The 22,004-nt window shown below is 58.8% G+C and carries 18 protein-coding genes and 1 riboswitch; of the genes, 8 read left to right on the top strand and 10 right to left on the bottom strand.

Annotated elements, in window-relative coordinates; genetic code table 11:
- Positions 1-92 precede the first annotated feature (92 nt).
- Together EQV90_RS01510 and EQV90_RS01505 are read right to left on the bottom strand one after the other, a co-directional pair.
- The gene (locus tag EQV90_RS01510; protein WP_003438969.1) at positions 93-545 is read right to left on the bottom strand and encodes a DUF1249 domain-containing protein; all 453 of its coding nucleotides are present in this window, start codon (positions 543-545) and stop codon (positions 93-95) included.
- Positions 536-1,153: an NUDIX domain-containing protein gene (locus EQV90_RS01505; protein WP_003438967.1), complete on the bottom strand. Its 618-nt coding sequence runs from the start codon at positions 1,151-1,153 to the stop codon at positions 536-538. Before EQV90_RS01505 ends, EQV90_RS01510 begins: the two co-directional genes overlap by 10 nt.
- A gap of 220 nt (positions 1,154-1,373) precedes the next feature.
- Between EQV90_RS01505 and EQV90_RS01500 the strand changes: the two genes are divergently transcribed.
- Positions 1,374-2,120, top strand: coding sequence for an RsiV family protein (locus tag EQV90_RS01500; RefSeq protein WP_003438965.1), 747 nt, complete (start codon positions 1,374-1,376; stop codon positions 2,118-2,120).
- A gap of 69 nt (positions 2,121-2,189) precedes the next feature.
- On the opposite strand, the gene cytX is transcribed toward EQV90_RS01500, so the two are convergent.
- Positions 2,190-3,455, bottom strand: a complete 1,266-nt coding sequence (gene cytX, locus EQV90_RS01495; RefSeq protein WP_037001306.1) for a putative hydroxymethylpyrimidine transporter CytX — start codon at positions 3,453-3,455, stop codon at positions 2,190-2,192.
- A 116-nt stretch (positions 3,456-3,571) separates the two neighbouring features.
- Positions 3,572-5,461, bottom strand: a complete 1,890-nt coding sequence (thiC, locus tag EQV90_RS01490; RefSeq protein ID WP_010656259.1) for a phosphomethylpyrimidine synthase ThiC — start codon at positions 5,459-5,461, stop codon at positions 3,572-3,574.
- Between the two features lie 154 nt (positions 5,462-5,615).
- A riboswitch (TPP riboswitch) is annotated at positions 5,616-5,721 on the bottom strand.
- 180 nt (positions 5,722-5,901) lie between these two features.
- On the opposite strand from thiC, the gene EQV90_RS01485 reads away from it, so the two are divergent.
- Entirely contained in the window at positions 5,902-7,338 is a 1,437-nt protein-coding gene (locus tag EQV90_RS01485) for a TolC family outer membrane protein (RefSeq protein ID WP_003438959.1), read from the top strand.
- A 40-nt stretch (positions 7,339-7,378) separates the two neighbouring features.
- Here the strand turns inward: EQV90_RS01485 and waaA are convergent, their stop codons facing one another.
- Entirely contained in the window at positions 7,379-8,656 is a 1,278-nt protein-coding gene (gene waaA / locus EQV90_RS01480; protein WP_240877664.1) for a lipid IV(A) 3-deoxy-D-manno-octulosonic acid transferase, read from the bottom strand.
- A gap of 164 nt (positions 8,657-8,820) precedes the next feature.
- Here waaA and EQV90_RS01475 point away from each other — a divergent pair, with 164 nt between their 5' ends.
- The 4 genes from EQV90_RS01475 to EQV90_RS01460 all read left to right on the top strand — a co-directional run bounded on the left by EQV90_RS01475 (position 8,821) and on the right by EQV90_RS01460 (position 12,268).
- Positions 8,821-9,153 carry an SMR family transporter gene (locus tag EQV90_RS01475; protein WP_003438955.1) on the top strand — a complete coding sequence of 111 codons (333 nt, stop codon included), beginning with the start codon at positions 8,821-8,823 and terminating at the stop codon, positions 9,151-9,153.
- 129 nt (positions 9,154-9,282) lie between these two features.
- On the top strand, positions 9,283-10,458 hold the full coding sequence (locus EQV90_RS01470; RefSeq protein WP_003438952.1) for an FAD-dependent oxidoreductase: 1,176 nt from the start codon (positions 9,283-9,285) through the stop codon (positions 10,456-10,458).
- Positions 10,455-11,267 (top strand): aldo/keto reductase, encoded by an 813-nt coding sequence (locus EQV90_RS01465; protein ID WP_003438950.1) that lies wholly within the window; start codon positions 10,455-10,457, stop codon positions 11,265-11,267. The genes EQV90_RS01470 and EQV90_RS01465 overlap by 4 nt, the downstream gene beginning before the upstream one ends.
- 41 nt (positions 11,268-11,308) lie before the next feature.
- Complete coding sequence (locus EQV90_RS01460) at positions 11,309-12,268, top strand: hypothetical protein (protein ID WP_003438949.1); 960 nt, start codon at positions 11,309-11,311, stop codon at positions 12,266-12,268.
- Positions 12,269-12,337: 69 nt separating this feature from the next.
- Here EQV90_RS01460 and hldE read toward each other — a convergent pair whose 3' ends face one another.
- Together hldE and msbA are read right to left on the bottom strand one after the other, a co-directional pair.
- Complete coding sequence (gene hldE / locus EQV90_RS01455) at positions 12,338-13,759, bottom strand: bifunctional D-glycero-beta-D-manno-heptose-7-phosphate kinase/D-glycero-beta-D-manno-heptose 1-phosphate adenylyltransferase HldE (RefSeq protein WP_003438946.1); 1,422 nt, start codon at positions 13,757-13,759, stop codon at positions 12,338-12,340.
- A gap of 171 nt (positions 13,760-13,930) precedes the next feature.
- On the bottom strand, positions 13,931-15,739 hold the full coding sequence (gene msbA / locus EQV90_RS01450; protein ID WP_240877663.1) for a lipid A export permease/ATP-binding protein MsbA: 1,809 nt from the start codon (positions 15,737-15,739) through the stop codon (positions 13,931-13,933).
- Positions 15,740-15,896: 157 nt separating this feature from the next.
- Between msbA and EQV90_RS01445 the strand changes: the two genes are divergently transcribed.
- The gene (locus tag EQV90_RS01445) at positions 15,897-17,759 is read left to right on the top strand and encodes a bifunctional O-antigen ligase/aminoglycoside phosphotransferase family protein (RefSeq protein ID WP_178105528.1); all 1,863 of its coding nucleotides are present in this window, start codon (positions 15,897-15,899) and stop codon (positions 17,757-17,759) included.
- The gene (locus EQV90_RS01440; RefSeq protein ID WP_202211086.1) at positions 17,756-18,961 is read left to right on the top strand and encodes an acyltransferase; all 1,206 of its coding nucleotides are present in this window, start codon (positions 17,756-17,758) and stop codon (positions 18,959-18,961) included. The genes EQV90_RS01445 and EQV90_RS01440 overlap by 4 nt, the downstream gene beginning before the upstream one ends.
- A 71-nt stretch (positions 18,962-19,032) precedes the next feature.
- Here EQV90_RS01440 and EQV90_RS01435 read toward each other — a convergent pair whose 3' ends face one another.
- Genes EQV90_RS01435 through EQV90_RS01425 form a run of 3 tightly spaced genes read right to left on the bottom strand, consistent with a single transcriptional unit; the run spans position 19,033 to position 21,946 of the window.
- Complete coding sequence (locus EQV90_RS01435) at positions 19,033-19,917, bottom strand: glycosyltransferase (protein ID WP_003438942.1); 885 nt, start codon at positions 19,915-19,917, stop codon at positions 19,033-19,035.
- On the bottom strand, positions 19,914-21,065 hold the full coding sequence (locus EQV90_RS01430; protein ID WP_127195727.1) for a glycosyltransferase: 1,152 nt from the start codon (positions 21,063-21,065) through the stop codon (positions 19,914-19,916). Before EQV90_RS01430 ends, EQV90_RS01435 begins: the two co-directional genes overlap by 4 nt.
- Entirely contained in the window at positions 21,062-21,946 is an 885-nt protein-coding gene (locus EQV90_RS01425) for a DUF6625 family protein (RefSeq protein WP_029612535.1), read from the bottom strand. Before EQV90_RS01425 ends, EQV90_RS01430 begins: the two co-directional genes overlap by 4 nt.
- Positions 21,947-22,004 lie beyond the last annotated feature (58 nt).

The raw sequence follows: 22,004 nt of genomic DNA, 5'->3' as shown, positions 1-22,004 counted from the left end.
GGGAGAAAGGGTTGTGTGGCAGGAGCGCGCTTGCTCGCCAGCTGTCGTAGGGCAAAGATCGCGAGCCAGCCCGCTTCTACAAATTAGTACGTCTAACGGACTTCCGCGTATTCATGCCCGCATGCCAGACAATGGCTCAGCCACTCACCCAAAAATATATTGAGCTGGGCTTTCTCGTCGGGCTGGTGCATGGCCACGTTGGGGTACGGGTAAATACTGCGAAAACGCCGCGCATGCTCGGCCGCAATCACCTCAGCCATGCGCGCATCGTGGTACACCTGAACCTGCAGTTCGGGTACCGGCAGCCACGGCAGGCTGTGTTCCTGCCGTACCCGCAACGTGCTGGTGTAGGGGCAGTCCTGAATCACCTCAAGGGTCAGCACCCCGAGCATCTGGTCACCCTGGGTCACGGCGATCCGCCGTGCAACCGGTTGCTCACGCATATCGGGCAGCAACCGCATCAAACGTGCGTAGTTGGCTTCGCAGGCAGCCTGCAAGCCAATCAGGTCGACCCGGTATCGTTCACGACGCGCAATTACAACCATAACCCCCTCACTTCAGCGCGGTTAAGCGCCAGCCATTGCAGGGCAATAATGCTCGCTGCATTGGAAATACGGCCATCGCGTACGGCTTGCAAGGCATCTTCATAGGCCCAGACCGTTACTCGAATATCTTCAGCTTCTTCTTCCAGCCCGTGCAATCCGCCAACCCCTTCGGAGCTGCAACGGCCCAGATACAAATGCACAAACTCGGTACTGCCGCCCGGGGACGGAAAGTAACGGGTGATCGGCCACAAAGACGAGAACTTCAGCCCCGCTTCTTCTTCACCTTCGCGATGGGCGACTTCTTCAGGCACTTCGGCCTTGTCGATGAGCCCGGCGACCAGTTCTATCAGCCAGGGAGTCTCGGCCTTGCCCATGGCCCCGACCCGGAACTGCTCGATCAGCACCACTTCATCGCGCTGCGGATCATAGGGCAGCACACACACGGCATCGTGCCGGACAAATACTTCGCGACTGATCTCAGGGCTCATGCCGCCAGCAAACAATTCATGGCGCAGGTGTACGCGGTCAAGCTGGTAGAAACCCTTAAAACACTCTTCGCGTTTTATGATCTCTGTGGCGCTTGGCGTAGCCTTGGTGATATCAGTCATGGAAAACCTCTGCTGGCGAATTTCTCCGGGGTTGCCCCACGGCATCGGGCATCCTAACGCGCCTGCGGTCAAGGATGCAGCCCCTTTTATGACGCGGGGATAGACGGATCGCCTGCAAACCCTCTCTAATTGACACTGTTGAGCTTAGTGGCGAACCGACTCCCTTGTTGGCAGTCGAACCACCATAATTCCACCTTTCTTTCGTTGATGAAGGACGACCATGTCGCTTTTGAAATTTGCCTCCATGACTTGTATCGCCCTGACCCTGGGTGCCTGCCAGAGCGTATTCCAGCCGTCCGCGCCAAAACCGCTGGCCTTTACTGTGGACGCTTCCGAGCAAGTCAAGGCCGGATGCAGCGGCGATGAGTGCCCACTGGTAAACATCGAGACCGCGCACTTTGCAGACGCCCCGAAACTCGATGCCCTGATCGAAAACCGCTTGTTGAAAATGACTGTGGATTCGCCCGATGCAAAACTGGCGCCTTCGCTCAATGCCTACCGCGAGCAGTTCTTGCGCACCGCGGACAGCCGCAACAGCACCTACTTGCAGGCAAAAGTACGCGAGCAGCATGACGGTCTGGTGATAGTTGAACTGTCCAGTTATCTGGACACCGGCGGCGCCCATGGCATGCCGGGACGCGGCTTTATCAACTACTCCACCAAACAGCAGAAGGAAGTCACCCTGCAGGACATGCTGCTGCCGGGACAGGAGCAAGCCTTTTGGGGCGCCGCCAAAGTGGCGCACAACAACTGGCTGATCAGCAGCCATTTCGGCAACGACCCGGAATACGTGAAGAACTGGCCGTTCCAGACAACGCCGAACGTGGCACTGCTCAAGGACAACGTCGTCCTCAAGTACGACGTGTACAGCATTGCGCCGTACTCCGAAGGGCATGTCGAGTTGAAGATCCCCTACTCGCGCCTGAACGGCATTCTGAAGCCTGAGTGGTTCCCGGCTCGCGGCTAAACCCCGTCCACTGCAGGAGCTAGCTAGCTTGCTCGCAAGCTGCAAGCTTATGGCTTGCAGCTTGCTGCTTCAGACTCTGTTACGTCCCAGCACCCACTGCAGCAGCCCGGCCAGCAACAAGGCCGGTAAGGTCGCCCCCACATCCGCAAACAGATTCGCCAGCAGATGATAGGTCAGCACCCCGCCGCCCCAGGCCAGCAATGTCGACCAGCGGAATAATGAGACCGAAACCCGGGCACTGCGTTTGCGCAAAATGAAGTGATCCACCAGCACCACGCCAAACAGCGGCGCGAACACCGAGCCGATCAGCAGCAAGAAGTTCTGGTACTGCGCCAACGGCGCGAAACAGGCGATCAGGGTGCAGATCACACCAATGGTCAGCGCCAGATGCTCAACTTTGACCTGCGACAAAATCCCGCCGGAGACTGCCGCCGAATGAATGTCGGCAAAGGCGTTTTCGGACTCGTCGAGCAAGATCAGCAACAACGGAATCCCCAGCCCCGCACCCGCCAGCGCCAATAGCAACGCATTGACTTCGCCACTCGGGGCGAACGCCAGCGTGTAGGCCACCCCCAGACTCATCAACCAGAAGTTGCCAATAAAAAAGCCCAGCGCGGTGCCGCCGAACACATTTCTGGCGCGCTTGCCAAAGCGCGAATAGTCGGCGATCAACGGCAGCCACGACAGCGGCATGGCGATGGCAATGTCAAAGCCCAGTGCGAACGGCAGCGACCCGTCACCCTTTTGCGCCCACAGGGCAGGCAGATCAGCTTTGGCGAACAGGTTCCAGGTCAGCCACAGACACGCCGCCAGCAGCAGCCAGATGCCCCACTTACGCAGCACCTTGCGCACAAAGGTCAGCGGTCCGCTAACCGCGAGCAAGGTGGCCAGGGCACCAAATAACAGGGTCCACAGCATCGGGCTGGTCAACAGGCTGCCTTCGCCGAAAGCGCGGGCGCCCAGCAAGCTTGCGGCATCGCGCATCACGATGATTTCAAACGAGCCCCAGCCGATCAGTTGCAACACGTTGAGCATGGCCGGGAGCATGGCACCCCGGGTGCCGAGGCTGAGTTTGAGGGCAGCCATGGAGGACAGTCCGGTATCGCTGCCGATCACACCTACCGAAGCCAGCAGGGCCACGCCCACCAGGGTGCCGAGGAAAATCGCCAGCAATGACCCTGAAAGACCCAGGCCCGGCGCCAGTAACGCGCCGGTCTGCAACACCATCAGGCCAATGCCGAGGGAGAACCACAGGGAGAACAGATCACGGGCGCCGAACACGCGCTTGTCACCGGGTACCGCAATGTCAGGGGAATAGGTGCTGGGTGTGTTCAAGGAATGAATCTCGAAGGGACGTTGGTTTTTTACGCTCGCAATCGCCGGCAAACCGGCTCGCACAATATCGGCGCAATCATTGTGGGAGCCGGCTTGCCGGCGACTCGGGGTTTAGATCAGACTTTTTTGTACAGCTGGCTGCCTTCCTGCTTGAAGCGCTCGGCCTGCTCCGCCAGGCCCTGGGCGACTTCTGCATCCACCGTTTCAATGCGCTGATTGGCGGCGTAGATGCGCACTTCCTGGGTGATTTTCATCGAGCAGAATTTTGGCCCGCACATGGAACAGAAATGCGCGACCTTGGCCGAATCCTTGGGCAGGGTTTCGTCGTGGTAAGAACGGGCCGTGTCCGGGTCCAGACCAAGGTTGAACTGGTCCTCCCAACGGAATTCAAAGCGCGCCTTGCTCAAGGCGTTGTCGCGGATTTGCGCCCCCGGATGACCCTTGGCCAGGTCGGCAGCGTGGGCCGCGATCTTATAAGTGATGATCCCGGTCTTCACGTCATCCTTGTTCGGCAACCCCAGGTGTTCCTTGGGTGTGACGTAACAAAGCATGGCGCAACCGAACCAGCCGATCATGGCTGCGCCGATGCCCGAAGTGATGTGGTCGTAACCCGGCGCAATATCGGTGGTCAGCGGGCCCAGAGTGTAGAACGGCGCCTCGTCACAGCACTCCAGCTGCTTGTCCATGTTCTCCTTGATCAGTTGCATCGGCACGTGGCCCGGCCCTTCGATCATGCACTGCACGTCGTGTTTCCAGGCGATTTTGGTCAGTTCACCGAGGGTTTCCAGCTCACCGAACTGTGCTGCATCGTTGGCGTCGGCGATCGAGCCCGGACGCAGGCCATCGCCCAGCGAGAAGCTGACGTCGTAGGCCTTCATGATTTCGCAGATTTCGTCGAAGTGGGTATAGAGGAAGTTTTCTTTGTGGTGCGCCAGGCACCACTTAGCCATGATCGAACCACCGCGCGAGACAATCCCGGTCACGCGCTTGGCGGTCAACGGCACATAGCGCAACAACACGCCGGCGTGAATGGTGAAGTAGTCGACGCCCTGCTCGGCCTGTTCGATCAGGGTGTCGCGGAACAACTCCCAGGTCAGGTCTTCGGCCGCGCCGTTGACCTTCTCCAGCGCCTGATAAATCGGCACGGTACCGATCGGCACCGGCGAGTTGCGGATGATCCACTCGCGGGTTTCGTGAATATGTTTGCCGGTGGACAGGTCCATGACCGTGTCCGAACCCCAGCGAATGCCCCAGGTCAGCTTGGCTACTTCTTCTTCAATGGAGGAGCCCAGCGCACTGTTGCCGATGTTGCCGTTGATTTTCACCAGGAAATTACGCCCGATAATCATCGGTTCCAGCTCAACGTGGTTAATGTTGGCCGGGATGATGGCGCGCCCGCGGGCGATCTCTTCGCGCACGAATTCGGCAGTGATTTCTTTCGGGATGCTGGCGCCAAAACTGTGGCCCGGGTGCTGCTGATCCAGCAGACCGGCAGCCCGGGCTTCTTGCAACTTCATGTTTTCGCGGATGGCGACGTATTCCATCTCGGCGGTAATGATGCCCCGACGCGCATAGTGCATCTGGCTGACGTTGGCCCCGGCCCTGGCCCGACGCGGATTTTTCACGTGGGCAAAACGCAGCTTGGTCAGTTCTGCATCGTCGAGACGCATCTGCCCGAAATTGGAGCTCAGGCCCGCCAGGCGTTCAGTGTCGCCACGGTCATCGATCCACGCCGAGCGCACGTCGCCCAGGCCTTTGCGCACGTCGATCTGCACAGACGGATCGGTATACGGGCCCGAGGTGTCGTAGATCAATACCGGCGCGTTGATTTCGCCGCCAAAATCAGTGGGCGTGACATCCAGGCTGACTTCACGCATCGGCACCAGAATGTCCGGGCGCGAGCCCTGTACGTAGACTTTTTGTGATCGGGTAAACGGCTTGACCGATTGTTCATCGACCTTGGCCGAATCACTGAGATTGATCGCGTTTTTTGGTTTTGTACTCATCACGGCTCTCCAGACTGCATCCAGGCGGATTGTCGGAGGTAGAACCTGAAAAAAGCACGGATGCACCCAAGGACTGGATGCTGAGTGGCGACCTCGAACGATTGATCATTTATTGAACAATCGATCCCGGACGGCACTCAAGAGGACTCGCCGGGAGACGAGAAATCTTGTTCCCTACGCAGGCGTTAACCTGATCAGGTTCAACGGGATCCGAAATTATTCGATCTCAGCCTCATAGCAAGGCACCCCGACAAGAACCCGGCCAGTCTATTGAAGAGTGACGCAGAACGCCAACCCGATATGAACCTCGTGATGAAAGGCGCTATAACGGCATTGTTGCAAGATGCCACCACCACTACACTCGCTACGTCTTGAAACCACGAGCGTCGGAACACGGCCTCGGGCCTTTATTTTTCGCATTATTGAACTAGGGATCGCTCATGCTGCGCAAACTTTCACTGGCTATCGCCGTGTCCTGGGCGACCAACGCAATGGCGCTGGATACACAAGCCCCGCTATCCAGTCAGAACGGGCTGGTCAGCGTCTACCACGAAGCGGTCGACAACAACGCCGATCTGGCAGCTGCCCGCGCCGATTACGATGCCCGCAAGGAAGTCGTACCCCAGGCCCGTGCCGGCTTGCTGCCCAACCTGTCGGGGGGGGCCGAGTCGAGCAACGTGCGCACTTCCATTGACCAGCCATCGCTGACCACCACCCGCAGTGCCGTGGTGTATCAGGCCACACTGGCGCAGCCGATTTTTCGCGCTGACCGCTGGTTCCAGTTAAAAGCCGCCGAATCGGTCAACGAACAGGCTGCCCTGCAACTGTCGGCCACCGAGCAGAACCTGATCCTGCAAACCGCCGAGTCGTACTTCTCGGTACTGCGCGCCCAGGACACGCTGGCCTCGACCAAGGCTGAAGAAGCCGCGTTCAAGCGCCAGCTGGATCAATCGCGCGAGCGCTTTGACGTGGGCCTGTCGGACAAGACCGACGTGCTGCAATCCCAGGCCAGCTATGACACGGCACGGGCCAACCGGCTCCTGGCACAGCGCCAGGTGGCGGATGCGTTTGAAGCCTTGATCACCCTGACCAACCGCCAGTACAACTCGATTGAAGGCATGCGCCACACCCTGCCGATCCTGCCGCCGACGCCAAATGACGCCAAGGCCTGGGTCGATACCGCAGCCCAGCAAAACCTCAATCTGCTGGCCAGCAACTTCGCGGTGGCAGCTGCCGAAGAAACCCTCAAGCAGCGCAAGGCCGGTCACGCGCCGACCCTGGATGCGGTAGCGCAATACAAAACCGGCGACAACGACGGTTTTGGCCTGAGCAACCCGAATGCGCTGCAGCAGCGCTACAGCGGGGATGTGTCGCAACGCAGCATCGGCTTGCAGCTCAACATCCCGATCTACAGCGGCGGCCTGACCAGCTCGCAAGTGCGCGAATCCTATTCGCGCTTGAACCAGACCGAACAGCAGCGTGAATCGATGCGCCGCCAGGTGGTCGAAAACACCCGCAACCTGCACCGCGCGGTCAATACCGATGTCGAGCAGGTACAAGCGCGCAAACAGTCGATCATCTCCAACCAGAGTGCGCTGGAAGCCACAGAAATCGGTTATCAGGTAGGCACGCGCAACATCGTCGACGTGCTCGATGCCCAGCGCCAGCTCTATACCTCGGTGCGCGATTACAACAATTCGCGCTATGACTACATCCTCGACAACCTGCGGCTCAAGCAGGCTGCGGGCACCTTGAACCCGGGGGATCTCGAAGCACTGTCGCGCTATCTGAAGCCTGACTACAACCCGGACAAGGACTTCCTGCCACCGGACCTGGCCCAGGCCGCCGAAGCCAATATGCGCTCACCGGGCAATTGAACAACCGCCTGCAACCGCAAGGTTGCAGGCCAGCCCCGGATCAAATCTTGAGAAGTCGTCCCAGGCCATCCAGCAGGCGCTGCAGCGCGCCCTGATTGGCCTGCATCACCTTCAATCCGGCTTCGCCCATGCGCTGCGCGTCCTGGGGCAGTTCAAACAGGCGCTGTAACGCAACCGCCAGTCCTTGCGCGTCATCCACCTCTTCCAGTGCCCCGGCCTCGCGCAACAGCACGGCGATTTCGAGGAAGTTGAACAGATGCGGACCGCTCAATACCGGTTTGGCCAGGGCCGCCGGCTCCAGCAGGTTGTGCCCGCCATTGGCGACCAGACTGCCGCCGACGAACGCACTGTCGGCCAGCGCATACAAAAACAGCAACTCGCCCATGGTGTCGCCCAACAGCACCTGCACCCCGGCACCGACCTGCTCGCCACTTGAGCGGCGCACGGTGGCGAAACCCTCGCGCCGGCATAGTTCAAACACCGAGTTGAAGCGCTCCGGGTGACGCGGTACCAGAATCAGCAGGGCATCGGGATGGCTGGACAGCAATTGACGATGGGCCGCGAGCACAATCGCGTCTTCGCCTTCATGGGTGCTGGCAGCAATCCATACCGGGCGGCTTTGTGCTTGCCAGTGTTCACGCAGTTCGCCGGCATTGATCAGCAATTGCGGATCGATGCTCAGGTCAAACTTGATTGAACCTGTCACTTCCACACATTCAGGGCGGGCGCCCAATGCACGGAAACGCTCGGCTTCGGTCGCAGTCTGGACCGCGATCAGGCTCATTTCCTCGAGCATTGGCCGGGTCAGTTTGGCAAACCGTGCATAGCCCTTGGCCGAACGGGCTGAGAGCCGGGCATTGGCCAGCGCCACCGGAATGCCGCGCCGGGCGCACTGGTGTATGTGGTTGGGCCACAGTTCGGTTTCCATGATCACCGCCAGTACCGGCTGTACCCGATCCAGAAAGCGCGCCGCCGCCCAGGGCAAATCGTAAGGCAGGTAGCAATGCTGGATCCGCGGTTCGTCGGCGAACAAGGCTTTGATCCGCTCAGACCCGGTGGGGGTCATGCACGTCACGGTAATGGGCAACTGTGGATAACGCTTGAGCAACGCCCGGATCATCGGTGCGGCAGCGATACTCTCGCCCACAGACACGGCGTGCACCCAAATCCCGCCCGGCTGCAGCAGCGGAAAGTTCAGCGCGAAGCGCTCGCCCACACGCTTGGCATAGGCCGGCGCCTTGCGCGCCCGCAGCCACAAGCGAATCGCCACCAGAGGCAGCCCCAGATGAAACAGCAAGGTGTAGAGAGTTCTATTCATGGGCACAGAGTTTACTTGAAAAAGTATTACCCATGATGGCACCCGCCGACCCGGTCATGTCGAGATGTCTGGCGGATCTGTCGTAATCAAAACGAAATACACTTTTACACTCTCTAGAATGGCTTACTGTTAAATTGCCCCGCATTACTCCTCAGGACTCCACCATGAACGCCTACTACTACCTGGCCATCGCCATCTGCGCCGAAGTGATCGCCACCGTTTCCATGAAGGCGATCAAAGGTTTCAGCACGCCGTTGCCACTGATTCTGGTGATTGCCGGTTACGCCACCGCATTCTGGATGCTGACCCTGGTGGTGCGTACTATCCCGGTGGGTGTGGCCTATGCCGTATGGGCAGGCCTGGGAATCGTGCTGGTGAGCATCGCCGCGCTGTTTATCTATGGCCAGAAACTCGACGTGCCGGCCATGCTCGGCATGGGTCTGATCGTGCTCGGGGTGGTGGTGATCCAGCTGTTTTCGAAAACAGCGGGGCACTAATCCGCCCGTTACCCTGTAGTCGCTCGACAAGTCAGACCCAAGCCCCATAAATCCTCAACGCCCACTAAAAGTCAGAGTGCGGATCAGCCTGTATACTCCCGGCCTTGTCTTTGAACGCTGAGGTCGACCATGCCATCCGTTATTTCCACCGACGTACTGATTGTCGGCGCTGGTGTTGCTGGCCTCTGGCTCAATGCGCGCCTGCGCCGCCAGGGCTTTTCTACGGTACTGGTCGAGAGCCGGACCCTGGGCGGCGCACAGACCGTAAAGTCCCAGGGCATCATCCACGGCGGTGCCAAGTACGCGTTACATGGCGCGCTGACCGGCGCCTCTGAAGCCATTGCCGATATGCCCCGCCGCTGGCGCGAAGCCCTTGCCGGTAACGGCGAGCTGGATTTGACCGGAGTACGCTTGCTCTCCGAAGCCCACTACCTGTGGTCACCCGGCACCCTGGCCGGCAATCTCACCAGCTTCTTTGCCAGCAAAGCCGTGCGCGGCCGTGTTGATCAAGTCAAAGGCGATCAACTGCCGCCGGCCCTGCAAGACCCGCGATTCAAGGGCAAGGTTTACCGGTTGGCCGAACTGGTGGTCGATGTCCCCAGCCTGATTGAACGCCTGGCCGAACTGGCCGGCGACGGTTTGCTGTCTGGCCAGAATATTGAGCCTGTGTTTGCCAACGAAGAACTGATCGGACTACGGATCGACGGGCGCGAGATCCATGCCCAACGCATCGTTTTCAGTGCCGGAGCCGGCAATGCCGAACTGCTGGCCAGTGCCGGGATCAGCGTACCCGCGCAACAATTGCGGCCGCTGCACATGGTGCTGGTCAAGGGCCCGAGCCTCAAACCGCTGTACGCCCACTGCCTGGGCGGCGGTCCCAAGCCACGGATTACCGTGACCACCCATCCGGCAGCCAATGGCGAGTGGGTCTGGTACCTGGGCGGTGACATTGCCGAGGCCGACGGGGTGGCCCGCACACCGGACGAGCAAATCGCCGTGGCGCAAAAAGAACTGGGCAATTTGCTGCCGTGGGTCGATCTGAGCCAGGCGCAATGGGCCACGCTGCGGGTCAACCGGGCAGAGCCTGCACAGTCCGGACTGGTACGTCCGGACAACGCCTTCCTCGCCGACCAGGGTCGCTTGCTGGTTGGCTGGCCGACCAAGCTGGCACTGGCACCCGACTTCTCGGACCGGGTCATCACCGCACTGCACAACGACGGTATCCAGCCAGGCAATGCCCCTGTACTTCCCGAATTTGTGCGCCCGCCATTGGCTCAAACCCCATGGGAGCAACTGTTGCCATGAGCCAGCCAACCCTGCACCCGTTCCACCGCCCGCTGGGCAGTACCGGCCTGATGGTTTCACCGCTGGGGCTCGGCACTGTCAAACTGGGACGTGACCAAGGGGTGAAATACCCCAGCGGTTTCAAGATCCCGGATGATGGCGAAGCGAAAATGCTGCTCAAGCTGAGTCAGGACCTGGGTATCAACCTGATCGACACCGCCCCCGCCTATGGCCGCAGTGAAGAGCGTCTGGGCCCGTTGTTGCGGGGTCAGCGTCAAGACTGGGTGATTGTCAGCAAGGTCGGCGAAGAGTTCGATAACGGCGTATCACATCACGACTTCAGTGCCGCACATACCCGGCGCTCGGTTGAACGCAGCCTGCAACGTCTGGAAACGGATTTTATCGATCTGGTCCTCGTGCATTCGGATGGCAATGACCTTGCTATCCTCAACGAAGCCCAGGTCTACGAGACCCTGGCCGAGTTGAAGCGCGAAGGTAAGATCCGCGGTTTCGGCCTGTCGGGAAAAACCGTCGAGGGCGGGCTCAAAGCCCTGGAAACCGGCGACTGCGCGATGGTCACCTACAACCTCAACGAACAGGCCGAACGCCCGGTCATCGATTACGCGGCAGCCCACGGCAAAGCGATTCTGGTTAAAAAAGCCCTGGCCAGCGGTCATGTTTGCCTCAGTCCCGGGGTTGATCCGGTACGCGCCAGCTTCGAACTGGTATTTGGCCATCCCGGGGTTGCCAGTGCTATTGTCGGCACCATCAATCCGCTGCACTTGGCCCATAACGTGGCAACCGTTGCCCAGGTTCTGCGTAACCTCTAAAGCCGCCGACGCGGCCGACCCCGACGCAAGAAGGAGCCGACATGCCGCGTTCGCTGATTCGCAAAAACCCCAGCGACTTTAAGACCCTGCCGTTGTTTGTCGAAGCCACGCCCGAAGGCTTGAGCTACCAGACCATCGGCAGACCCCTGAACTTTGCGCAAACCTTGCAAAAACGCCGCCCGGTGAACGTCGCCGACAATCAGCGATTTTCCCTGGAACTGGCCAACCTCGGGGTCTCCGTCCGCCTGACGCTGAACTGGCAAGGCCGCGATTACTGGGTGCTGGTGCGCCAGCGGCGCCAGGATCGTGGCGACGTAGTGCTCAAACTGATCTCGGGCTACGTGCCTGCCCACGAGGTCAGCCTGCCCCTGCACACAGCCATCCAGGAGATTGCCGAAGAGTGCTTGCTGGAAACCCCGGAAGGCTGGCTCAGCGGGCGCTTCAACGAAACATGGTTGCCCGCGCCTTACGCCAGCGCCCTGCATTACCGAGAGGCCCTGCCCTTTCGTCTCACTCCCTTGTCCGGCGCGGCTCGGCCGGTTCGCTGTGGCAGCCAGCCATTGATCGAGCGTCCCAGGGCCTACGTGCACTTGCCGACGGCATCGCTGCAGCTGATTTACGACCTGCGCCTGGAAGTGCCCAAGGAAGCCAAGTCACTGAGCCTGTTCCACGTCGACGAACGGCTGGAGGGCGACCAGTTAGTGGCGCGACTCGACCGCAAACGTGCAGACCTGTACCTGATGCCGCTGACTGACGGCCAGCCCTGTGCCGAGCTCTACACCCTGCACAAGGATCGTCTGCACAGCGCCAGCACCCGCGGCCTGTATCTGGCCGAGAGTTTTGCCCGTCAAGAAGGCTGGGTGGTGAGTGATGAGCGCATTCGCTGGAAGGACTGGCTCGTGCAGCAAGGTTTGAGCGTGCCGGGCAAAGAGTCGAGACTAAAAAGCCTGACCGGCAAGGCACGGCAGATATTCAGAAAGGTGGTGAAGAGCAAGGCATGACACTGCAGGAGCAAGCTTTTTCAAGATCAAAAGATCGCGAACAAGCTCACTCCAACAGAGACGGGATCATTACTGACCGCGGATTTTATCGACAATCGCCGTGGTCGAACTGTTTTCAACCAGCCCCAGCACTTTCACGGTGCCGCCATAAGACGTCACGATATCGGCACCCACGACCTGGTCGATCCCGTAGTCACCGCCTTTTACCAGCACGTCCGGCTTGACCTGAGCCAGCAGGTTTTCAGGGGTCGCTTCAGGAAAGCTGATCACCCAGTCCACCGCGCCCAGACCGGCCAGTACCGCCATGCGCCGGTCAACGCTGTTGATCGGACGCCCCGGGCCTTTCAGGCGGCTCACCGAAGCATCGTCGTTGACTGCAACGATCAGACGATCGCCCTGCGCCCGCGCCTGCTCCAGATAAGTCACGTGGCCGGCATGCAAAATGTCGAAGCAGCCGTTGGTGAACACTATTTTCTCGTTGTGGGCCCGGGCATCGTCGATGGCCAGCAGCAGCTGATCGAGTTTCAGCACACCGCGCTCGGAACCCTCTTCGCGCTGGATCGCGCGCCGCAACTCCGGAGCACTGATGGCAGCCGTCCCCAGCTTGCCAACCACAATCCCGGCAGCCAGATTGGCCAGCGCCACAGCGTGGGGCAGTTCTTCACCCGCGGCAATGGCCGCCGCCAGGGTAGAGATAACCGTGTCACCGGCTCCCGTCACGTCGAACACTTCGCGGGCGCGGGCCGGCAGGTGCATGGCCGCAAAGCCCGGACGCAACAGGGTCATGCCGTGTTCGCCGCGGGTTACCAGCAAGGCGCCGAGGTCCAGGTCAGCCATCAATTTGGCGCCTTTGGCAACCAGATCGGCCTCATCGGCGCAACCGCCAACGATGGTTTCAAACTCGCTGAGGTTGGGCGTGATCAGGCTCGCACCCCGGTAGATCGAGAAGTCCTTGCCCTTGGGATCGGCCAGCACCGGGATGCCCCGGGCACGCGCGGCCTGGATCAATACCTGGTGGTTTTTCAATGCGCCTTTGCCGTAGTCGGACAGCACCAGCACCTTGATGCCTTCAAGGAGATTTTCCACCTCGGCCCCCAACGCCTGCGCGTCGGTGGCGAACGGTTCTTCGAAGTCGATACGCAGCAGTTGCTGGTGGCGGCTCATGACCCGCAGCTTGACGATGGTCGGCTGGTGCGCGATGCGCTGGAACAGTGCGCGTACGCCTGCGCCCTTGAGGCTATTGGCCAGGCTGTCGGCAGCTTCGTCATCGCCGGTCACACCGACCAGAGATGCCGGCGCGCCCAGAGCGGCAATGTTCAAGGCAACGTTGGCAGCACCGCCCGGACGGTCTTCGATTTGCTCAACCTTGACCACCGGCACTGGCGCCTCAGGGGAAATCCGCGAGGTTCCGCCATGCCAATAACGGTCGAGCATGACATCGCCTACCACCAAGACAGGGGCTTGATCGAATCGCGGCATGGACAACTTCATGGAGAACCCACATACAAAATGAACAGAGGCGCGATATTAACACAGGGTGAACCCAGGTCAGTTCACGGTATTAATGCAGCGAATGAGAATCAGGCGAGGGCTACAAACCCTGATCGCCCTTAGGCATATTTATGGGCGCCGGCTGGCCGGCGCCCATAAATCAGGATGACCCTAGGCGATATCGCCGGAGGTCTGCGGGGCATCGAGCCCCATCGAGTGCAGTCGGGCGTAGTAACCGTTTTGCGCCAGCAACTGTGTATGGGTACCACGTTCGACGATTTCGCCCTGATCCATGACCAGGATCATGTCGGCTTTTTCAATCGTTGACAGACGATGGGCAATCACCAGCGTGGTGCGGCCCTTCATGACGTGATCCAGTGCCGCCTGAATATGGCGCTCGGACTCGGTATCGAGGGCCGAGGTCGCTTCATCGAGAATCAGCACCGGGGCGTTTTTGAGCAGTGCCCGGGCAATTGCCAGACGCTGACGCTGACCGCCGGAAAGCAGCACGCCGTTTTCACCGACCTGGGTGTCCAGGCCTTGCGGCAGCTGCTCGATGAAGTCCATCGCGTAAGCATCGCGCGCGGCCTTTTCGATATCGGCCCGGGGTGCACCGGCCAGGTCGCCATAGGCAATATTGTTGGCAACGGTGTCGCTGAACAGGGTGACGTGCTGGGTTACCTGGGCGATATGGCGGCGCAGGTTAAGCAAGCGATATTGTTCAATCTCTACCCCGTCGAGCAGAATTTCGCCCGAAGAGTGGTGATAGAAGCGCGGAATCAGGTTCGCCAGTGTCGACTTACCGCTACCGGAACGCCCGACCAGAGCCACCATCTGCCCGGGTTCGGCGATGAACGATACATTCTTGAGCACTTGGCGGTCAGTGTCCGGGTAAGTGAAGTTGAGGTTACGCACCTCTACACGCCCCGTAATCTGGTCACGCTCAACGGTTCCGGTGTCCACTTCCGGTTTTTCATCCAGCTGCTCGAAAATGCTTTCAGCCCCGGCCACGCCTTTCTGGATGGTGGAGCTGACTTCCGACAACTGACGAATCGGCTTGGGCAACAAGCCGGCCAGGGTGATGTAGGCAATCATGTCGCCCGCGGAGGAATCGCCACGCAGGTAGAGCACCAGGAACATCAGGATGCCCATGGCGATATAAATGACCAGTTGCAGCATCGGCGTGTAAATCGCGCCGGTGCGGGTCATGCGCAGTTGCTTGTCCGTGTTGCTCTGGCTGGCTTGCAGAAAGCGCTTCTGCTCGTAGGTCTCGCCGCCGAAGCTGCGTACGACGCGATAACCCTGGATGGTCTCGGACGCTACGTGGGTTACATCACCCATTGCCACCTGGATTTTCTTGCTCTGTTTACGGAATTTTTTACTGGCGGTACTCACCATCACCGCAATCAGCGGCAAAATTGCGATCATCACCAGGGTCAGGCGCCAGTTCATCCACAGCAACGAGGCGAACAGGAACACCACCGTCATGCCTTCGCGGATAACCACCTTGATTGCATCAGTGGCGGCCCCGGTCACCATCGTCACGTTGAAGGTAATGCGCGAGATCAGATGGCCGGAGTTGTGCTTGTCGAAATAGCGGTTGGGCAGTACCAGCAGGTTGTTGAACAGCTGGACCCGCAAGTCATGCACCAGGCCGAGGGACACCTTGGCCAGAAAGTAGTTACCCAGAAACGAGCCCAGGCCTTGCCATGCTGCAATCAACACAATCAGTATCGGCACGGCCTGCAGCAGACGTAAATCACGCAGGTAAGGGACGCTGGGAAACAACACCGCATCCGGGTTCGACAGGCCGTCAACGAAATACTTGAGGATGTAACCAAGCATGGGTTGAGTCGAAGCGAAAATAAGGAACCCGACAATACTCAGCAGGAAAAGGCCGATGTAGGGTCGGACATAGCCTAAAAGACGCAGATAGATTCTTACGCTCGATTGGCTTTCGCTGGGGCTGGATTCAGTCATATCACGCGGCGGTTAGTAAAAAAGGATGCTGACTTTATCACAGCTTCTCTGGTGTACTGCGTGCCGGTTGGGGTGATGCCCCAAGGGGTAGCAAAAACGACATTAAATGGCCACTACGCTAGTATGGCTGTCCAAAATCTGGAATGAATTTTACCGCATGCAATTCAGCTACTTAAGTTATTCAAAACAACGGTTATTTGACTTTATTTGCCTATGGCTCCTGCCCATCGGCTTGTTATTGCTGTTATCCGACCTTTATTTTTTGCCTGGACGCAGCCTTCATCACAAACTTTATTACGCTTTTTTCAGTATCCCTACCCTGATCGCGATCGTTTTACGCCCCCGGGAACTGAAAGAAATCCTGCGCGAGCCCATCATTCTCGGTTTCATTGTGTTTTCAGCATGGGCACTGGTCAGCCTGATCTGGAGTGACACCAGCGACAGCTTCCTCGACGAGCTCAGGCCCCCCTTGCATCTGCTGATGCTGTTTCTGGGCTGCTCACTGCTGATCAAATACCGCAGTGAAAGCCTGCAGCCGGTGTTCTTCGGCGCCGCGCTGATTGCCTTGATCGCCACTGTTTATAACCTGTACATGTTTGCCCAGGCTTACGTCCCGCAAGCCCGGATGGTCGGCGCTGGTGCATTCGACAATCCACTGCTCAGCTCCCATGCCTTCGGGTTCTTTTGTATTTACTGGCTCTCGCTGGCCATGACCTGCAAACGCCCGCATGTCCTGTTAATCGCAATACCTGCCTTTGCCATCATGTTCGTGTCCCTGCTCGCTACGGGCTCAAGAACGCCTCTGGCAGCCATAGTCCTGGGCATGATCTGGCTGAGCTTCATTTGCTGGAACCGTCGCTCGCTGGCGCTGATCAGCATGCTGGCCGCGGGCGGCATTGTGGTTATGACACTGTTCTCCGAAATGATGCTAAGCCGCGGCAGCTCGTTTCGCTTTGATCTGTGGCAATTGACCCTGGAGCAAATCAAGTTGAAGCCCTGGACCGGCCATGGCTTTGACGCCTCCCTGGCCCTGCAACTGCCAGACATCGGCTACGCCTTTAGCGAGCCGCACAACTTCGCTCTGGGGGTGATTTACTACGTGGGCATTCTGGGCTTCGTGCCCTGGCTGCTCATCCAGGCATGGGCGCTGTACAGCAGCTGGCGTCATCGCGTGCAACCGCTGTTCATCCTGGCTTCCGCCTGGCTGGTGTACGGCATTGGTGCCGGCCTGACCGAGGGCGGCGGCATTCTTTCAAGACCTAAAGAGCACTGGTATCTGCTGTGGATCCCTCTGGCCCTGATCGCTGCCCTGAGTATCAATCGGCGCCTGAAAACCCTGCGTGACCGGCCTGTCCACCGGCTACCTGACGCAGCTTTCAACACCTTGAAAGCCCATGCACAGGTCATTGAGGAAGACGGTCTGGGGCCTAAAGTTCTGCGCCTGGACAACGGCAACTTCCTCAAGCTGTTCCGCGAGCGTCGCTGCTACACCTCTGGCAGCTTCAATCCGTACTCGGAACGCTTTGCCGTAAACAGCGAGCGTTTGCAGGCTATGGGCATTCCGGCGCCAACAATTCTCGACCTGTACCAACTCAACGACGGCAGCACAGCCGTGCTGTATCAGCCTTTGCCAGGCCAAACACTGCGCCAGGTCATGCAGTCCATGGGCTCACCCGCCGTGCGGCAAGCGCTGGTCGAACGTTTTGGCAAATTCCTGGCCCTGTTGCATGACAAGGGGGTGTACTTCCGGTCCTTGCACCTGGGCAATGTGTTGCTGATGGACGATGGCGAGTTCGCGCTGATCGATATCGCAGACATGCGTATTTTCCCCTCCCCCCTGAGAAATGCCTTGCGCCAAAGAAATCTGCGCCACATGCAACGTTACCCTGAAGACCGCCGCTGGCTGTTCGAAGAGCAACTCCCTGAGCTGCTGCAAGGCTACGCCACACTGGCATCCCCGAGCGCTGTGGAAGGTTTGCGCGTACAGGTTGCCGCGCTTTCCCGGGCGGTCAAAACTTGAGCCTGGCGAACGACAGCGTTCTCTGGGCGCTGATGGCGTATGCCCTGGCGATAGCCACCTCCGGGCTACTGCTGCGGTATTTCCCGGCACTCCAGCGCCTCCTCAGCCATCCAGGCCAAAGCCGCTATGCCAGCGTCGATGGCTTGCGCGGTTATCTGGCGTTCGGGGTGTTCGTTCACCACATGGCGATCATCTGGGTATTTCTGCATACCGGGGTGTTCGATGTGCCCAAGAGCAAGTTCTACGCCCAGATCGGACTGGCAAGTGTGGCCTTGTTCTTTATGATCACCGGCTTTCTGTTCTGGGGGCGCCTCATGGAAAAGAGGCGCGACTTCGACTGGCTGGCCTTCGCCGTGTCGCGGGTGTTTCGTCTCTACCCGCTGTACTTGCCATTGCTGGTGCTGGTGATTTTCAGCGTGTTTTATATCCAGGACTGGACGTTCAAGGACGCCCCGCTGCAAGTGGCCGGCCAGATCATGAGCTGGCTGATCTTCGACCGGCCCGACATCAACCAGTACCCGCAGACCGGCATTCTGATTTCGAACGTGACCTGGACCCTGAACTACGAAGTGTTCTTCTATATGTCACTGCCGCTGTTCGGGATGGTGTTTCTGTACCGCCGTAACTGGAGGCAGACCGTTTTATGCCTGCTGGGTATCTACGCCCTGTATCAGCTGGTCGGCTGGGAACACTCGCTGAAGAAGCACTTCCTCATGAGTTTCCTGGGAGGTGTGGCAGCAGCCTATTGGGTACGTCAGCCCAGGCTGGCGGCCTGGAGCAAGACGCCTCTTGCGGGGGGCATTGCGCTGATTGTGCTGCTGCTGGTGATTACCCAGTTTCAGAAAAGCTTCGCCTTCCTGCCTCTGGTGCTGCTGACACTGGTGTTCTCGATTATCGCCTCGGGCCACACGCTGTTCGGCGCACTGACCCTGCGCAGCATTCGCTGGATGGGCGAAATCAGCTACAGCACCTATCTGCTGCACGGTTTCCTGATTTGGCTGATGATCCAGCGTACGCCACTGATATTGCCGTTCGATACCACAGAACCACTGACCTTCGTGATGCTGGGGGCGCTGTGTTGTTGCCTGCTGATCATCGTCAGCAGCCTGACCTTCCTGTACATCGAGAAGCCCGGCATGAATGCCGGCAAAAAGGTCGTGGACTGGTTACGCCAGCGCGCGCAGGTCAGGGCCAAGGCCTGACCTGCTGAGCGAGCTTGTTCGCAAGATCCGGTCGTTGAGCTCGCGAGCCAGCTCATTCCTGCAGGCAGGTCCTAGTCTTTTTCCAGCGGCGAAAAATACAGCCGCCCCAGGCCCCGCCAGGTCTTGCCCGTCCATTGCCGGAACGGGATTTGAGCCAGCAGTTCCCGGGCCAGGGCCCGGTTGCGATTGGCGGTTTTCAGGAACATGGAATTGAGAAACTTGTACCGCACCTGGTCATACAGCGGGTGATCGCTGAATAACGCGTAGGTTTTCAGAATGCTGTCGATCATGAACCGGTGGTTTTTGTACGAGTTGGTGGCGTGCTTGCGATAGCGCGCCATCACCACGTTCAAGCCATCAATGAAGTACCCGGCATGGGTGACCTTCAGCTCGATATACAGGTCTTCCAGGCGGATCTGCGGATCGAACCCCCCCACTTTGTCCAGCGCCTCACGACGAATCATCAGGGTCGGGGCCGGCGGATAAGGCTTGCGCTCAAGAAACATGTCTTCGAAATCGAGACGGCGAAACGGTACGTCACGGCGCTGGCGCTTCTCCGGGAACAGATTGCCCTCGGCATCAATCAGCTCGATGTTACCCGCGCAAATACCGACCTCGGGCTTGCCGTCCATGTAGGCGACCTGAACTGCAATGCGGTCCGGCATCATGATGTCATCCGAACCGAACGGCACAATCAGGCTGCCTTTGGCGCGGGCAATCGCGCCGTTGAGGGTGTTGGTCAGGCCCTGATTCTGCTGTACCCGAAAGTCGAAACCATGGGCTTGCTGCAGGCGCTGAATGCGCTCCACGCTGTCATCCGGCGAACCATCATCGATAACCAGCAACTCGATATTGGGATAGGTCTGATCCAGAACGCTCTGGATGCTTTGCTCGATATACGGAGCATGGTTGTAGGAAGCGATGATCACCGTTACCAGTGGCTGCGAGTCTGTCATGGGTGATCCTTACGTGCCTGGCTCAAGCCAGAGTCAATCAAGTCCAGATACTCCTGACGGAACACCTCAATGTCATGGTGCTCCTGCAGGTAACGATACGCCTGCTCGCCCTTGGCCTGCAGTGCTGCATCCGGCAATGCCAGATACTCATCCAGCGCAGCGGTCAGTGTCACCACGTCACTGGGTTTGACTGCCAGACCGCCTGCCCCCTCAATCAACGGCAGCATGGCCGGGACATTGGTAGCGATGACCGGCAAATGCCCGCTCATGCCTTCCAGCAGCGCCAGCCCCAGGCCTTCAGCGAGCGAAGGCATGGTCCAGATATCGAAGGCGCGAACGTACTGCAGTGCGTTCTCCTGAAAGCCCAGCAGGTGTGCCCGCCCCTCAAGCCCCAACTGCCCGATCTGCTCGCGCAAACGCGCCTCTTCGCGGCCAGCACCAATAATTGCCAGTTGCGCCTGGGGGTATTTGTCTTTCAGGGCGGCGAAAGCCTGCAGCAAAAAACGATGGCCCTTGATCGGCACCAGGCGACCCAGCGCGCCAATCATCCGCGCATCCTGATCCAGGCCGAGCTTTTCGCGCGCCTGCTGGCGTGGCAGCTGCAAAGCCTCGGCCTGCTCGATGTCGATGGCATTGGTAATGGCGTAGGTATTCTGCTCAGTGAAACCGCATTGGCAGTCGAGCAAGTACTGTTTGACCGCAGGCGATACGCCGACAAAACGCCAGGCTTTATCGATCAGGCGTTTGGCCTGACTGCGCCGGTAAAAGCGGTCGTACTCGCCAAAACCGTGGGAAATCCCCACACACAGCGGGATTTTCAGCCAGCGGTTGAGTTGCAGCATCATGTTCACCGGCTTGAAGCGGTTGCAAATCACTACATCGAACTGTTCTTTACGACAGAACTTGTATAACGCCCACATGGCACGGATACGCATGCCCTTGAGCGACTTGTCGCTGAACTCGAAATACACCGAATGATCGGCCTTGCTCACTGGTTCGCCCGGCCCCGGACGACCACGCAAAAATGCCGCCGTGATTTCATAGCGCTCGCTGGGCAGCGCGCGCACGATCTGCTCGGCAAGGTCGGCAAAGTCATGGGATTTGACGTTGTAATCGGGCTGCAACTGCAAAACCTTTGAACGCTTCATAACTCTCCCCGGTGGAATCCGGTGGCATCAATAACCCAGGAGGGCTCTGCAGCCAGACACTGGATTGAAGCTGGATCGGGCGTTGGCAACTTTGCCCACTCATTACGCTTCCAGCACACGAAGTGAAAGTACGGAAAGGTATGATCGCCGTCACGATCATTCTTCAATATGCCATTCTTCCAGAACCACTTGGCCGGGAAGTTTTCAGTGCCGTCATGCCACTTTATGCAGCCACCCGGCGTGCTGAAGGCCTCGGTAAAGTCACTGGTACGACGAAGCGGATTGAACTTGCCCACCAGTTCAAATAGTGGTTTGGGGAAATTCTTGCGCCACAGGAAGATACGACTGAAAGCCCCTTCGTCCAGCGCATGATGCTGATCGTCGGTAAACCGCTGCTGCCAGCCCTCTATTTTCTTGAACAGTTCGAGCTTGCAGCGTGTATTGCGCATCAAGCACAGATGCCCCGCCACTCGTCGCTCGTGGGTCGAAAACAGATCAAACCTGGCCAGACGCTCCGCCGTGAAATAACTGCGCAAATCGCCGTAGATCAGATCGATATCGCCAAAAGCCCAGAAGTCATAGCCTTCCAGGCAGTCTTCATGGATATAGCCCAGAGCGGGCTTGATATCGCACAATTTGTAGGCGTTTTTGGGCGCGAAATTGATCTCCAGGCGCTGCGAGACCTTGCGGCAATAATCAGCAAAACTGATGGTCTGGACTGTCACGTTGGCAGGCAGGTTTTCAGGTACCCCACAGTCACTGAAAAACTGCCAGTCAATATCAGGGTTGTGCCGACAACTTTGCAAAAAAAACGGCATCCAGAACGGCCATTGGCCGAAGTACGGGATGATAAATAAAATACGTGGCGTTGGTTTTATCACTGGGAACTCAATGTAAAGGTCGAGATTAGAGCCAATGCTATGGCCCTGCTTACTGTGC

The sequence above is a fragment of the Pseudomonas sp. TMW22089 genome (assembly GCF_022496645.1).
Classification (GTDB): Bacteria; Pseudomonadota; Gammaproteobacteria; order Pseudomonadales; family Pseudomonadaceae; genus Aquipseudomonas; species Aquipseudomonas paraversuta.
The sequence above is the reverse complement of the archived record's forward strand: the minus strand, read 5'-3'. Positions and strand labels throughout refer to the sequence as shown.